The 13,335-nt window shown below is 69.2% G+C and carries 18 protein-coding genes, 1 tRNA gene and 1 other RNA gene; 2 read left to right on the top strand and 18 right to left on the bottom strand.

Going from position 1 to position 13,335, the window contains the following annotated elements; genetic code table 11:
• A complete protein-coding gene (gene nadE / locus ACIBGM_RS12920; protein ID WP_396385528.1) occupies positions 1-816 on the bottom strand; it encodes an ammonia-dependent NAD(+) synthetase in 816 nt (271 codons plus the stop codon).
• Positions 817-855: 39 nt separating this feature from the next.
• Positions 856-952, bottom strand: an RNA gene (gene ffs / locus ACIBGM_RS12915) — signal recognition particle sRNA small type.
• Between the two features lie 57 nt (positions 953-1,009).
• Between ffs and ACIBGM_RS12910 the strand changes: the two genes are divergently transcribed.
• Positions 1,010-1,828, top strand: a complete 819-nt coding sequence (locus ACIBGM_RS12910; RefSeq protein ID WP_396385527.1) for a TIGR03620 family F420-dependent LLM class oxidoreductase — start codon at positions 1,010-1,012, stop codon at positions 1,826-1,828.
• Between the two features lie 6 nt (positions 1,829-1,834).
• On the opposite strand, the gene ACIBGM_RS12905 is transcribed toward ACIBGM_RS12910, so the two are convergent.
• The 3 genes from ACIBGM_RS12905 to ACIBGM_RS12895 form a co-directional block, all read right to left on the bottom strand.
• Positions 1,835-2,461, bottom strand: coding sequence for a CatB-related O-acetyltransferase (locus ACIBGM_RS12905; RefSeq protein WP_396385526.1), 627 nt, complete (start codon positions 2,459-2,461; stop codon positions 1,835-1,837).
• Between the two features lie 120 nt (positions 2,462-2,581).
• On the bottom strand, positions 2,582-2,992 hold the full coding sequence (locus ACIBGM_RS12900; protein ID WP_396385525.1) for a hypothetical protein: 411 nt from the start codon (positions 2,990-2,992) through the stop codon (positions 2,582-2,584).
• Positions 2,989-3,513, bottom strand: a complete 525-nt coding sequence (locus ACIBGM_RS12895; protein ID WP_396385523.1) for an RNA polymerase sigma factor — start codon at positions 3,511-3,513, stop codon at positions 2,989-2,991. The genes ACIBGM_RS12900 and ACIBGM_RS12895 overlap by 4 nt, the downstream gene beginning before the upstream one ends.
• A gap of 93 nt (positions 3,514-3,606) precedes the next feature.
• Here ACIBGM_RS12895 and ACIBGM_RS12890 point away from each other — a divergent pair.
• Positions 3,607-3,694: transfer RNA gene (locus ACIBGM_RS12890), tRNA-Ser, on the top strand.
• A gap of 135 nt (positions 3,695-3,829) precedes the next feature.
• On the opposite strand, the gene ACIBGM_RS12885 is transcribed toward ACIBGM_RS12890, so the two are convergent.
• The 13 genes from ACIBGM_RS12885 to ACIBGM_RS12825 form a co-directional block, all read right to left on the bottom strand.
• Complete coding sequence (locus ACIBGM_RS12885; RefSeq protein ID WP_396385522.1) at positions 3,830-5,125, bottom strand: tyrosine-type recombinase/integrase; 1,296 nt, start codon at positions 5,123-5,125, stop codon at positions 3,830-3,832.
• Positions 5,126-5,137: 12 nt separating this feature from the next.
• A complete protein-coding gene (locus tag ACIBGM_RS12880) occupies positions 5,138-5,407 on the bottom strand; it encodes a helix-turn-helix domain-containing protein (protein WP_396385520.1) in 270 nt (89 codons plus the stop codon).
• A complete protein-coding gene (locus tag ACIBGM_RS12875; RefSeq protein ID WP_396385519.1) occupies positions 5,404-6,756 on the bottom strand; it encodes a DUF3631 domain-containing protein in 1,353 nt (450 codons plus the stop codon). Before ACIBGM_RS12875 ends, ACIBGM_RS12880 begins: the two co-directional genes overlap by 4 nt.
• Positions 6,753-7,622, bottom strand: a complete 870-nt coding sequence (locus ACIBGM_RS12870) for a bifunctional DNA primase/polymerase (protein ID WP_396385518.1) — start codon at positions 7,620-7,622, stop codon at positions 6,753-6,755. Before ACIBGM_RS12870 ends, ACIBGM_RS12875 begins: the two co-directional genes overlap by 4 nt.
• Before the next feature lie 2 nt (positions 7,623-7,624).
• Positions 7,625-7,870 carry a hypothetical protein gene (locus tag ACIBGM_RS12865; RefSeq protein WP_396385517.1) on the bottom strand — a complete coding sequence of 82 codons (246 nt, stop codon included), beginning with the start codon at positions 7,868-7,870 and terminating at the stop codon, positions 7,625-7,627.
• A gap of 24 nt (positions 7,871-7,894) precedes the next feature.
• On the bottom strand, positions 7,895-8,320 hold the full coding sequence (locus tag ACIBGM_RS12860; protein WP_396385516.1) for an RRQRL motif-containing zinc-binding protein: 426 nt from the start codon (positions 8,318-8,320) through the stop codon (positions 7,895-7,897).
• A complete protein-coding gene (locus tag ACIBGM_RS12855) occupies positions 8,320-8,586 on the bottom strand; it encodes a hypothetical protein (protein WP_396385515.1) in 267 nt (88 codons plus the stop codon). Before ACIBGM_RS12855 ends, ACIBGM_RS12860 begins: the two co-directional genes overlap by 1 nt.
• 15 nt (positions 8,587-8,601) lie before the next feature.
• Positions 8,602-8,862, bottom strand: a complete 261-nt coding sequence (locus ACIBGM_RS12850) for a hypothetical protein (RefSeq protein WP_396385514.1) — start codon at positions 8,860-8,862, stop codon at positions 8,602-8,604.
• Positions 8,863-9,108: 246 nt separating this feature from the next.
• Positions 9,109-11,361 carry a cell division protein FtsK gene (locus ACIBGM_RS12845; protein ID WP_396385513.1) on the bottom strand — a complete coding sequence of 751 codons (2,253 nt, stop codon included), beginning with the start codon at positions 11,359-11,361 and terminating at the stop codon, positions 9,109-9,111.
• Positions 11,362-11,381: 20 nt separating this feature from the next.
• Positions 11,382-12,338 carry a hypothetical protein gene (locus ACIBGM_RS12840; protein WP_396385512.1) on the bottom strand — a complete coding sequence of 319 codons (957 nt, stop codon included), beginning with the start codon at positions 12,336-12,338 and terminating at the stop codon, positions 11,382-11,384.
• On the bottom strand, positions 12,335-12,706 hold the full coding sequence (locus ACIBGM_RS12835; RefSeq protein ID WP_396385510.1) for a hypothetical protein: 372 nt from the start codon (positions 12,704-12,706) through the stop codon (positions 12,335-12,337). Before ACIBGM_RS12835 ends, ACIBGM_RS12840 begins: the two co-directional genes overlap by 4 nt.
• Positions 12,703-12,957 carry a hypothetical protein gene (locus ACIBGM_RS12830; protein ID WP_396385509.1) on the bottom strand — a complete coding sequence of 85 codons (255 nt, stop codon included), beginning with the start codon at positions 12,955-12,957 and terminating at the stop codon, positions 12,703-12,705. Before ACIBGM_RS12830 ends, ACIBGM_RS12835 begins: the two co-directional genes overlap by 4 nt.
• Positions 12,954-13,202 carry a DUF6284 family protein gene (locus ACIBGM_RS12825; RefSeq protein ID WP_396385508.1) on the bottom strand — a complete coding sequence of 83 codons (249 nt, stop codon included), beginning with the start codon at positions 13,200-13,202 and terminating at the stop codon, positions 12,954-12,956. Before ACIBGM_RS12825 ends, ACIBGM_RS12830 begins: the two co-directional genes overlap by 4 nt.
• Positions 13,203-13,335 lie beyond the last annotated feature (133 nt).

The following is a 13,335-nucleotide window of genomic DNA, read 5'->3' as shown; positions in this document are numbered from 1 at the left end:
TCAGACCGCGAGGGGTACGGCGCGTTTGTGGGCGGTGCGGCGGTGGGTGGCGATGATCGTGGCCGCGGCCTTCTCGCTGACTTCGCGGCCCTCGAGGAAGTCGTCGATCTCGTCGTACGTGACGCCGAGGGCGACCTCGTCCGGGAGGCCGGGCTTGTTGGTCTCCAGGTCGGCGGTCGGGACCTTGCCGGTGAGCTCGTCCGACGCACCCAGGCGGGTGGCGATCGCGCGGACCCGGCGCTTGGTCAGTCCCGACAACGGCGTGAGGTCGCAGGCGCCGTCGCCGTACTTGGTGTAGAAGCCCATCACCGCCTCCGCGGCGTGGTCGGTGCCGACGACGAGCCCACCGCGGGCGCCGGCGACCAAGTACTGCGCGATCATCCGCTGCCGGGCCTTGATGTTGCCGGTGTGGAAGTCCTCGCGCTCGCCGAGACCCGCGTGCCGGACCGACTCGACCAGCGCGTCCGTGGCCGGCTTCACGTCCACCGAGAGCGTGTCGTCCGGCTTGATGAACTCCAGCGAGCGCTGTGCGTCCGCCTCGTCCACCTGGACGCCGTACGGGAGCCGCATCGCGACGAACGTCGCCTGACCGCCCTCGGCCCGGACCCGCTCGACCGCGAGCTGGCAGAGGCGTCCCGCCGTAGCGGAGTCGACGCCGCCGCTGATGCCCAGCACGTACGACGTCGCGCCGGTCCGCCGGAGCTGGTCGGCGAGGAACTCGATCCGGCGCTCGATCTCGGTGTCCGCGTCGAACGATGCGGGGACGCCGAGCTCGGCGATGATCAGTTCCTGCAGGTAGCGGCGTTCCGCGCTCATCGGGCTCCTCGAATGTCTGGGGTTCCGGACCAGCCTAGACATGAGGATTCCCCGCGCACCCGGAAGAGCTCACTTACCCTTGCTGCCTTCCGGCCCTGGGGGAGTTGGGCGAGATACCGCCACGCGGGGAACCAGCCAGAAGTGTACGTGATGCCCGCGTGCGGTCCGAAATCGAGCGGCCTACGCTGGTTACGTGACGAATCATCAATTCGGTCCGTTCGGGATCACCACAGGCCTGACCAGCAGCCCCGAGTCGGTGGCCGCCGCCGCTGCGGCCGAGGAGCTCGGCTATCCCGCGATCTGGTTGTCCGGCGGCCCGCTGCCCGGGCTCCAGACCATCGTCGACCTGGTCGGTGCGACCTCGTCGATCAAGTTCGTCAGCGGCATCCTCTCGGTCGACGAGTACGGCGCCGAGGACGTCAGTACGACGTACGCCGCGCTGGAAGCGTCCGCGCCGGGCCGGTTCACGGTGGGCCTCGGTGGTGCGCGCGGGCCCAAGCCGATCGCGACACTCAACGCCTACCTCGACACGCTGGACGCCGTACCGGAAGAGCGCCGGCTGCTCGCCGCGCTCGGGCCGCGGATGCTCGGGCTGGCCCGGGACCGGTCGGCCGGTGCGTACCCGTTCCTGATCGCGCCGTCGTACTCCGCCGAGGCGCGGAAGGTGCTCGGCCCGGACAAGCTGCTCGCGGTCAGCCATCTGGTCGTCGTGGAGACCGACGCGGAGCGGGCGCGGGCGATCGCGCGCAACACGATCGGCTTCTTCCCACGACTGCCTGGGTACGCCGCCTCACTCGAGCGGCAGGGGTTCAGTGCGAAGGAGCAGGCCGAGCTGCCGGATCACATGGTCGACGCACTGGCCGCGTGGGGTACGCCGGCGGACATCAAGGCCAAGCTGAGCGAGCATCTGGACGCCGGCGCCGACCATGTGGCCGTCAACGTCATCACTGGCGTCACTGGACCGCAGCCGGTCGAGCAGTGGCGCGCACTGGCGAGCACACTACTGGGGTAGCCCGCATCACGCCTCGAGGTCGTCGATGGTGCCGGACATGATGGCGCGGACCTTCGCGGTGACTCGCTCGACGGGCCAGTCCCACCAGGCGATCCTCAGCAGGCGCTCAACGTCGCCTGCCGGGAATCTGGTGCGGATCAGCTTCGCCGGGTTGCCGCCGACGATCCCGTACGGCGGTACGTCGTCCACCACGACCGCACCGGACGCGATGATCGCGCCGTCCCCGATCGTCACGCCGGGCATCACCAGGCTGCGGTACCCGAACCAGACGTCGTTCCCGACCACCGTGTCGCCGCGGCCCGGCAGCCCGGTGATCAGGTCGAAGTGCTCCGCCCAGCCGCCGCCCATGATCGGGAACGGGAACGTCGACGGTCCGTCCATCCGGTGGTTGGCGCCGTTCATGATGAACGTCGTGCCCTCACCGAGCGCGCAGTACTTGCCGATGCGGAGCCGCTCGGGGCCGTAGTGATACAGCACGTTCCTGGTCTCGAACGCGGACGGGTCGTCGGGGTCGTCGTAGTACGAGTAGTCGCCGACCTCGATCAGCGGCGACTTGACCACGCCCTTCAGCAACACCACCCGTTCGACGTCGGGCATCGGGCGTACGACGTTCGGGTCCGGCGCTGCGTCCATCCCGCCGACCCTAGATGAGCAGGCCGATCACCAGCAGCAGAATTAGCGCCGCCGCGACCACGACGGCTCCACGCTTCGTGCCGAACCGTCGCAGCGCAATCGCCAAGGGACCGATCGGTTTCATCCTCGTTGCTCCAATCGCCTTCTGGTGTGCCAGGTGAATGTCAGGAATCCGAGCGCCGCGATCGCGATCGGCAGGCCGAGCAGGCCGCGGCCGGCGAGCGCCAGCCCCACCGCGAGCAGGACAGCGAAGCCGGCCGCGATCCAGCCGGCGATGACGCGATCCCGCGCGAAGAGGTGGCCGCGGCGGCGGAGCGCGCGGGCCGCTCCGAGCATGGTCAGCAGTCCGGTGAGGACGATGGCGGCGAAACCGACCTGTGCCCGGACCGGGAGGCCGTCCTCGGTCAACCAGAGGATCGTGACGAGCGTGACCACCGCCGCCGCGCCGGTCAGTTGCACCAGGGACCGGATCCGTCGCCGCAACGACAGGGCGTCCTGCAGTCCCGCGATCGTCTGCTCTGCCGAGATCACGACTCCGCTCCTTCCCGCAGCATCCGCCGCGCTCGGTGGAGGCGGGACTTCACCGTTCCGACAGGTACGCCGAGCACGTCGGCGCACTCCTCGAGACTCAGGTCCTCTAGGTGAAACAGCACCAGCACCTCCCGCTCGACCACAGGCACCCGATCGACCAGCCGCCGTACGTCGACTCTGTCGACCACCTGCTCCGCCGGGTCCGGCTCGTCGTCCGTCTGCCGCGGTTGGTCGACGTACGGCGTCTTGACGGCGTACTGGCCCCGGAGTTGGTTGACGACGCTGCGGCGGGCGATGGTGAACAGCCAGGCGGCGAACCGCTCCGGCTCCCTCAACCGCGGCAGCCCCCGCACGACCGCCAGCCATACCTCCTGCGACACGTCATCGGCCACGTCGTCCCGGCCGAGCATGCGCCGTACGTAGCCCCACACCGGCTCGTGCCACCCCCGCACCAGCTCGGCCACCGCCTCCCGGTCCCCCACCTGCGCCCGCACCACCACCGCCACCCACTCCCGCTCCACGCTCACCTCCTACAAGCACAGTCGCGCGACGGCCCCACCAGGTTCACGCCCCGATTTCAGGTTCCCGAGCCGTCTCGCGTATCCTCTCCGCTTGGAGGATTCGCCTAGAGGCCTAGGGCGCACGCTTGGAAAGCGTGTTGGGGGCAACCCCTCACGAGTTCGAATCTCGTATCCTCCGCCACTCCCCCAGAGTGAAGAATCCGCAGGTCAGAGCGTGGTTCCAACCTCCGGAGGGACGAACTACAGAGGGGCCGGACGCTCAGCGTCCGGCCCCTCTTCTCGTCCCAGGGTCTCAACGAGGGTCTCAACAGCCCACTCAGGCAGGCACGAGAACCCCACCGGCCGCCTCGTCCGGGTCGTCGTCCTCCCCCGCCTCGGTGGCCGCCCACAGCAGTCCGCCGACACGTTCGGCAATGTCCATTCGGACCGGCGCAGTGACGTGCTGGTACCGCTTGACCATCGATGACGAGGACCAACCCATCACGTCCATGACGGCCCGCTCGGGTACGCCGAGCAGCAGCAGGACCGTCGCGGCCGTGTGCCGGGCATCGTGTAGTCGGCCGTCACGAATCCCGGCAGCAGCCAGCATCGCCTTCCACTCCCGGTAGTCCATGTTCGGGCTGAGCGCCTCTCCGGTTCGCTTGGCGAACACCCAGCCCTCGTCCTTCCAGAGCTGGCGCGCACGCGTCCTCTCGGCGGCCTGCTCCTTCCAATGCTGCTGTAGAACCTTCGTCAGCTCCTTCGGTAGGCCGATCGTCCGGCGACCGGCCCGCGATTTCGTCGGCGCTGTGTCCGGCCTGGCCTTCTGGCGCTTCGGACAGAATCCGGGTTTGCGGCCGCACGGTTTCTCGTCGCAGCCGTGCTTGTACTTCGGCCGATTCAGGCTCCGTCGCACCCGCAGAACTCCGGTCTTCATGTCGATGTCCGACCACCTCAGCCCGAGCGCCTCGCCCTGGCGCAGTCCGAGCGCCAAGGCGATTGCCCACCGCGCACTGTTCCGATGCTTGTTCGCCTCAGCCAAGATCGCCTTGATCTCGTCCACGGTGTACGGCTCGATCTCGTCCTCTTCCTCCAGGTCGAGGCGCGGCGGAATCGCCAGCTCGGCAGGGTTATCCGCGGTCAGCGCACCGCGCTTCTCGGCTTCTCCCAGCGCTCTCCGAATGGTCCGGTGCGCCTGGTGAGCTGTGCCGGCGCTCGATCCGTTGTCCTGCATCTTCGTGTAGAAGCGTTCCAGGTGCTCAGGCAGCAGCTTGTTCAGCTTGTGTGCTCCGAGGCCGGGAATGAGATGGACCCGCACGGCGACTTCATAGGCGTCGTACGCGCCATCCCGCAGCGTCGGCCTAGCGATCGTCAACCAATGCGTAAGCCATTCTGCAACCGTCCACTTCTTCGGTCCGGCCCGGCGAACCTTGCCGCTGTCGCGCTGCTTCTCCAGCTCCTTTACGCGTGCCACCACGTCTTCTTTGCGCCTGCGCTTCACGTGTGGCCGGTCAGGCGTCCCATCGTCCTTTACGCCCATGGTGACGCGGCCGTGCCAGTAACCATCCGAACCGAGGTAGATCGACGACCGGCCGTCAGGATTCTTGTGGCGCTTCGCCTTCTCTTCGCTCATTCGGTCTCCCTCCTAGGCGGCCTGTCGGTTGTCTCGGGCAGCAGCCCGGAGACGATCGATGTATTCGGTGATGCACTCCGCTGGGATCCGCCGCAGGCGACCAAGCGGGATCGATTCGAGTTCGCCCGACTTCAGCAGAGCGAACACGGTTGTCCGCCCGATGCCGAGCTGCTGCGCGGTCTGCTCCACGGTCAGCAATAGCGGCGCGGCGGTGGTGATCGAGTCTTCAGCGATGCTCATCGGGAAGAGATCTCCTTCGGTCAGTCGGTCGCGTTCGCTCATGCGCAGTTGGGGTGTGTCTGGCTGCCGTCGTCGTACGACAGGGGCTGTCGGCAACGGATGCAGGTGGCTTGTGCGGGTTCGTGCGGGTGATCCGTCCCATCCGTCCCAACCGTCCCCGCCCAGGTCAGAGCGGGGACGGATGGATCGTTGGGACGGTTCGATCCGTCCCACGGGACCGATCCGTCCCCGGCGTGACCTGCGATGGGACGGTTGGGACGGTTCGTGACGGTTCCCCCCGCAGAGCCGGTTTCGGCCGGTTCGGGGCAGTACCTTGACCAGGCGTCGGCGAAGTCGTCGCGGGCGTATCCCTTGGACTGGGTGCCGTCTTGCCAGCGCCGATTCTTGGGGGTGATGTCGTACTCGCGCAGCAGCGCGGCCAACCGCCGCACGGTGAGCCCACCGGGAGCGGGCACCTCCTGCCAGGGTGATTCGTCGTCGGCCCGCAGCCGCTGGACGATCACGGCTGACGGCAGCGCGTGGGCTTCCCCGAACGCGGTTCGGCAGTCGATCAGCAGCCGCACCGACTGGGACACCTCGGTGGAGTCGTGCAGCTCAGCCAGCAGCAGCAGCGCGGCCTGACGGGCGTCGGCTGGCCAGCGCCCACCGGCGAGGTCGGCCAGGGCGATCAGGGGTTCCCAGGTGTCGGCCGCGCGATCTTCCAGCGGCATCGCCGGGGCCGCGTTGGTCAGATCGTCAAGGTGCGCGGTGACCCACGCGTGGAGTCGGTCGCGCAGGTCGGCCAGCACCGGCCCGTCCCGCCGTACCCGGTACGGCTGGACGGTCTCACCGGCCGCGCGGCGGCGCATCCGGATCACCGCGGCCCGGTCCTCGATCGTGTCCGGCATGGTCCCGATCCCTGCGAGCGCGGCCATGGCGAACGTCTCGATCCGCTCCACGTTGCGGCTACCGGCGTCGTAGCGCAGTGTCGGACGGCCCCGCTGGTGACCGGCGTTGAGCAGTCCGCGCAGGTCCTCGTTGTCGCCCGCCTTCGGGCCAAAGATCGTGTCGGCCTCGTCGATCAGCAGCGTCGGCGGATCACTCGGTGCCATGCCGATGGACCGGTAGACCGCTGACGGGGATGCGTTGGTGGTCATCAGCGGCCGGTGGACCATGCCGTCGGCCATGTCCAGCAGCCGCGACTTCCCGCACCGCTTCTCCGGTGCACGGATCACCAGCCGGGGGGCGCAGTTCCAGGCCGGGACGGCGTGGGTGGCGGCGATCCACAGCACGACGGCGGTCAAGGCGGCGTCGCTGGGCAGTACGACGTAGCGCGTGATGGTTGCGGCCACGTCGTCGAGCAGCTCGGCACCGTCGACCAGGTCGAGTGTGGTGTCGGTGGGGGTGGTCATGCGGCGATCCCTTCGTCACGGAAGCCACCGGTGATGGCGGCTCGGATGTCGCGGGCGGTTTGCTCGGCTTGCTGCCCCACGTCGGTCAGTGCGGCGATGGCGTCGGCGTGGTTGATCGCACCGGCAGCGACCATCCGCGCGACACCTCGGGCGGCGCCGTAGAGGGTCGTTCTTCGGCGTCCCTCGGGGGCGTTGCGGACGGCGTCCAGGTGCGCGGTGAGCAGGCGTTCGGGGTGGGAGATGCCCCTCGTCTCGGTGGTGGTGATTTGGCCGGCGCACGGCGTCTCGGGCTCTGGTGGGGGCAGGCAAGTGGTGACCAGAGCGGGGGGCATCTCCACCGGTTCGGCAGGACCGGTGCCCCACTCGTACGGGTTCCGGGTGCGGTGGTGGATCGACGGCGGCAGCACGACGTACCCGCCGTCTGCCTTGATGTCGATCCCGGCCCGCTTCGGCATCGGCCGCGACTGCATCTCCCGGCCGGGGTGCCGGTAGTACAGATGCACGCCACCAGATCCGGAGCGGACCCACAGCGTGCGCGGCACCAACTCGTGCGCCACCAGCTCAGCCAGGCTTTGGCTGCCACCGTGCGCGGGGTCCACGTCGACCACCAGCAGCCCAGACGCTGCGCCAGTGCGGACGGCGAGCTGCCCACCCGGCACGGTGGCCACGATCGCGGCGACGCGGGCCAGGTCGGTGCTGGCCGCGTAGAACCCATGGCAGGTCAGATGCCCACACGTCGCCGGGTCGTGCGCGTTCTTCGGGCAGTCGTCGCAGTTGGCGACGGGCCGTTTGGAGCGACCGAGCATGAACACCGGCCAGCCACCTTCGGCGGCGGCCAGGGCGGCGGTCAGGACGGGGGTCGTCATGGTCACTTCCCCAGCCATTGGCCGCCCTTGGTGGCCTTCTTCCACCGCCGGATCGGGACGCAGCCGCGCGAGCTGGTGCCGTCGTCGTGGCGGACCTTGATCCAGTGACATTTGTTGGTGGTCTGGCCGGATCGGCTGGTGGTGATGCCCTTGTCGGTGACGGTCCCGGCCTCCGGGACACCCGGGTTGCAGCCGGTCGCGACGGCCAGGACGACGACGGCGAGCGCGGCGGTGGTGAGGCGGTGCATGGGTGGGTTCTCCTCGAGGTGGCGTCAGGCAGCGTGGGGGTAGGTCGCGGCGGTGATGCAGTCGTTGCATCGGCCGTCTGAGGTCGGGATGCAGTAGTCGGTGACGGCCTGGCAGAGCTGGCAGGTCCGGCGGGCTTCCATCGCCTTGTCCAGGGCGTTGAGTTGGGCCGGTGACGCGACGCGGGACGGGCGGGCGAGGTCGAGCCGGTACAGCCACGCCCAGCGCTTGCCGTTGCGCCAGACCAGCAGCGCGTACGGCTCCTGCCCACCCGGGCACATCCGCATCGCCCGGAGCTGGCGTCGGGTGGCGAGCCCTGCAGGGGCCCACCGAAACCGGAACACCGGGGTCCCGTGCAGGTCCCAGCCGAGAGCCTGTGTGCCGTTCCACAAGGTGATCCAGCGCGACGCGGCCGGGTGCAGGCTGGCGCGGTCGATCGCCTGCGCGGGCATCAGCGACGCCACCAACGGCGCTTGCGGTCGGCGCGGTCGAACCGTTCCCGCGCGGCCAGGGCTTCGGCGGTCTCGTTGTCGGTCGAGTACCGGTTCAGCTCGTCCAGCGCGGCGCGGTACTCCTCGCGCGGCGTCAACGGACGATCCTTCTCGTCGTCGCGTTCGGCGGCGGACTTGGCGTGGTGGAGGTTGGCGAGCTGGTCTCGGAACTCGTCGGATGGGCCGGGGGTGGTGGTCTTGCGGCGTGGCTTGCGTGGAGTGGCCATGGTGGTGTCCTCCGGTCAGCGGTTGCTGTGGTGGTCGAGCAGGCGGCGGCCGATCCGGGTCCGGCGGCCGGTGCCGTTGCAGCGCGGGCAGTTGCGGAAGGCCTTGCGGTTCGGGGAGCCGGACTTGCCGGTGCCGTGGCAGCGCGGGCAGTTGGCGTAGGGCCAGATCCGGCAGCCGAGCAGGTAGCCGACCCCGAGCACGACGGCGACGGCGGCCAGCAGGAGGACGGATGCGGTGGCGACGAGCGCGGCCAGTGGCGGGAGGGACTGAAGCATCTCTGTCACTTTCTGTAGTCGAATCAGGGTGTGACGGGCCGGGGCGGGCACCTGGTGGTGTCCGTCCGGCGTGAGGGGTCGGGACGGTTAGCTGCCGATGAGCGGGTTAGGTCTGTAACTCACCGGCCCAGCGGGGGCTAATGTGGCTCTGACCTGCGGAAAGTTAGCGAGTGAGGCGAGTTAACCCGGGGCCGGAAACCGCTAGTCAGAGCCCGATTCGCGCGGTCTCCGGGCCCGGGCGGTGAGCTAACTTGCGAGCTGGCCGGCGTCGTCGCCGTCCTCGTCAGCGTCGACTGCGTTCTGCTCCCGCCGTACGATGGCGTCACGGACGGTAGCGGGGTCGATGGGGTAGCGGTTCCCGGTCGAGGGGACCTTGATGCCGTGCTCAGCGTGTAGGGTCTCGCGCAGCGCCTTGCCGGTCAGCGACTGATACGGGCTCCAGGTCGGGGCGAGTCGCTTGAGCAGCGCGGGCACGTCCGCACTCGGCACCGGCTCGTCGCCGAGGACTTCGTCCAGGTCGGCCAGCAGGTCCCGGGTCTCGATCTGCACCGGCCGGGAGTCCGGGACGGTCTTGCCGAGCTTGGCGATCGCGTCCAGGGACCGCTTGATCAACGGGGTGACCTGGTCGTTGCCCTTGGCCACGTCGAGGTAGTACCACTGCAGGATCTCCGACCGCTCGCCGGTGAAGCCCTTCACGACCGCGGTGCCCTTGTCGGTGCCGGGGATCAGCTCGGTGGCCCGGTGGCCGGCTGCGTACGCACCCTGCCCGAGCAGCGCGTCGTTGGCGACGTGGTCACCGACCGCGAACGCGATCCCGTTGGAGCAGTTCCGGGTCACGTCCCGCGGCATCGAGTCCCGCGTCGGGGCCTGCGTCGAGACGATCATGTGGATGCCGCGCTTGCGGCCGAGTTTCACGATCTCCACCAGCAGCTTGGAGATCTCCTTGCCGTAGGTGTCGTCGGTGATCGCCACGTGTGCCTCTTCCAGCAGGCACACCAGCGGATGCAAACCCACACCCGCGGAGGCGAGTTCACGAGTCACCGCCGGGACCTCATACCTGATCAGCAGCTCGCCGCGCCGCTGGACCTCTTCATGAACGTTCACGAGCTGGTCCCGGATCGCTTTCATGGAATCGTCATCCGCACCCATCACATAGGACGAGCAGCGCAGCTTGAAGACCTCGAAGTCGAAGTTCGTGTCCGGCACCCAGATCCGCAGCTCAGCGGTCGGGTCCAGCGCGCACCCGGCCATGATCGCCCGCGCCGCCGACGACTTGCCCTGACCCGGCATGCCACCGGTCATCGTGTTGCGCTCCATGATCGGCGCGAGCAGCGCGTCACCGCGCAGCGTCTTCCCGGCCGGGACGCCCTTGAACACGTCCACCAGCCCACCACCGAGTAGCGGGTACTCCCCTGCGCCCTCAGCCAGCGCGCCCTTATCCGCGATCCACACATCCAAGATCCCGGCCTCCGACCCGGTGGTCGGCCACACCTCCTTGGCCGCGCGGTGTAGCCCGGTCGCGAGGTCGCCACGGCGGCGGGCGATCTTCTCCGCCGTCACACCGGCAGGCAGCCGGACGACCGCGTGCGTGCCGCGCCCGTCCACCCGCGCGGGGGTGATGAACTGCAGCTTCAACCCGGATTTCAGGTACTGCGTGATGGCAGGGATCCGCAGCGCCTCCAGCGCCTTGGCGATCGTGGTCTCATCGATCGCCACATCCCACGCCGCATCAGCGGTGGTGACCAGCCACGACGGCGGCTCCGCGCGGCGCTTGCCCTCGCGCCAGGCGGCCAGCACGATCAGGAACGGTGCCGCGATCGACACCCCGGACCAGATCAGGGCACCGGCCGCGATCAGGAACCCGATCAGCGCGAAGAACCCGAGCCACACCCCCGTGAACGACCCGTTGCCGGTGGCCTTGGTCAGGATCGCGATCAGCAGCACCAGGAACGGCACCCCAACCACCGTGGCCACACCGACCTTCAGCACACCCCAGGCCAGCTTGGGCAGGTCCATCAGGCGGCGGTGACGGCGTTCGGTGGCCATCTCCTTGCGGTCGATCCACTCCTTCAACTCCTCCCGATCCCCGACCGCCTCAGCAGCCTTGATCTGACGCCGGTAGACACCCATGGTCGAGGCATCCCACGCCCGCTTCGCCCACGACTCCACACCCTGCACGACCGTGAACCCCTCGCGCAGCAACACCTTCCCGGCCGACTTCGTCTTGTCGTGCGTGCCGACCTTGACCACGACCCGGGTCGCGACCTGCGTACCGGTCACCGCACGCCGCACCAGCGCGCCACGGCTCGCCAACCGGCGATCCAGCTCGACCGACTCCTCATCGGTCAGAACCTCGCCCTCGACGACCTCAGCCTCGACCACCTCTGCCGCGTCATCGTCGATGCGCTCGGCTGACTCGTGGATGATGCCCTGCGCAACGTCCTGCGTGGCCTCGTCGGTGGGCTCGTCGTCGGTGTGAAGCTTGTGCACGTTATCCATGCCTGCTCGCTCCTATCGGGTCAGGCCGCAACCCGGACGGTCTCGCCCGGTGCGTCCGTGTCATCAGTGCTCGTGTGAGGGGTGGTGGTCAGCTCGGCGCGGACAGCCGCGGCGACCTTCGCTGACAGGCCGGTTGAGCAACCGGTCGTGTGCCGCGCCCAGGCCGGGGTGATGTCGTCGGCCGACGTACCCGGCTCGACCGCCGCCAGGGCCTCGGTCACGTAGTCGGCCAGCAGCTTGCGGCCAGCCTTGGCGGGCCTCCTGCGTCCCTGTGACCGCTTCGACTTGATCGAGGTCTCCGGTGCCTTCTCGATCGCCTCAGCGGCTGTCTGCGGTGTCTCGGCCGCGGTGGGCAGCTCGGCGGCGGCCGGGGCGGCATCGAGGCGGTGAGATGCCCCCTCCGGATCAGCCAGCGCGGCGGCTCGCTCGGCCCGGAGTACGGCTTCGGTCAGCCGGTCCCGCAACACCGGCGCGGTCTCAGCAGCGCAGAACACCAGCAGCGGCGGCACCGAATGCAGCACGATCCCCGCCACATCCAACGCCACGAACGAATGCCACGTGTTCATCGCGTAGGTCGCGGCGAACGCGAACCGCTTGGTCCGGCCGATCCACCGCGTGTGGTCGCTCACCTGATACCGCGCGGTGATCTGCTCCGCGCGCAGGACCGCGATCAGCACCAGCGACACCATCGGGTCCAGCAGCCACGCGGCGAACCACGGCAGCGACCACGGCGCAGCGCCCTGCGCGGCGAAAGCCTGAACGTTGACCATCGTGAACGCCAAACCCAGCACGATCCCGACCCACATGCACCGGTCGACCTGCGTGCGCACGGCCTCGACTCGCAATGCCACGACATCCGGGTGCGTCGACAGCGCCCGCACCTGCGACGCCTCCGCGGCCGCCGTCCGCAGCTTGTCCACACTGTTGGGTGTGCCGGTTGCCGGCGCTTTCTCCGGGGACTGCGTGACGGTGCTCATCGGTCGCCCTCCTTGTCCAGGCGGAAGCCCTGCCAGGTGATGGCGAGCTGGGCGGCGGCAGCGCACTCAGCGGCTCGGTTGGCGTGAATCGCGGTCTCCGTCAGCGCGGCGGCCGCCATCGCGATGCTCTCGGCCGGGTCACGGGTGTCGTCGTACACGTCGTACTCGGTCAGCGACCGGCGCAGCCCGCTGCTGAGCTGCGCCGAAAGCTGGGCAACCTCGGCTTGTAACTGGCGCAGCGATCCCAGCAGCGCGTACGCGACCGGGGCCGGGACAGTGGTCGTGATGGTGGCGTGGTTCAGCGAACGGATCGCCTCATAGGCCGCGTCGGCGGACTTGATCATCGCGTCCATGCGGTCGGGGTTCACCACTCCACCCCCTGACCGGCCATCGCCTTACGGGCGTCGGCCAGAAACCCGGCCAGCACCCACAGCTCGCCGTACGCGGTCGCGGCTTCCGCCGACACCGGCTTACCGGCCGGGGGCATCTCACCGCTCAGCACGAACCGCGACAGGTGCTCGAACCGCGCCGCCAGCTCGTCCCCCACCGCGTCGGCGCTGTCGATCCCGAGCCGATCGGCCCAAGACTCCTCCAGGCTCAACACACGGCGGCGGCTCACGCGGCACCGTCCGCGACGTACTCACGGTCAGCCAGCTCCAGACCGACATCCAACACACGCCGCTCCGCACGGCGTACCCGCCGCGTCTCCAGAACCGACGCGAACGGACCCGCGTTGATGAACGCGATCTGCGCGTCCAACAGGTCCAGCTCGGCCGCAATGAGCGGCCACTCCCGCTCAATCGCGGCCAGGTCCGCAGGGGTCGGGTCCTCGCCACCGACAGCCGCGAGATGGATGATGCTCATGGGTTGTGCTCCTCTTCAGACGACTAGTACGACCCAGGCGTGGCGGGGGGGGGCCCCCCCCCCCCGCCCCCCCGGGGGGGGGGGGGGGCGGGGGGGCCCCGTTTTCGGGATGCGAATGGATAATAGTGGTGGG

It is taken from the genome of Kribbella sp. NPDC050470, assembly GCF_044458365.1.
In the GTDB taxonomy this organism is placed as follows: Bacteria; Actinomycetota; Actinomycetes; order Propionibacteriales; family Kribbellaceae; genus Kribbella.
Note: the sequence above shows the minus strand (reverse complement) of the source record. Positions and strands in the feature narration are given on the sequence as shown.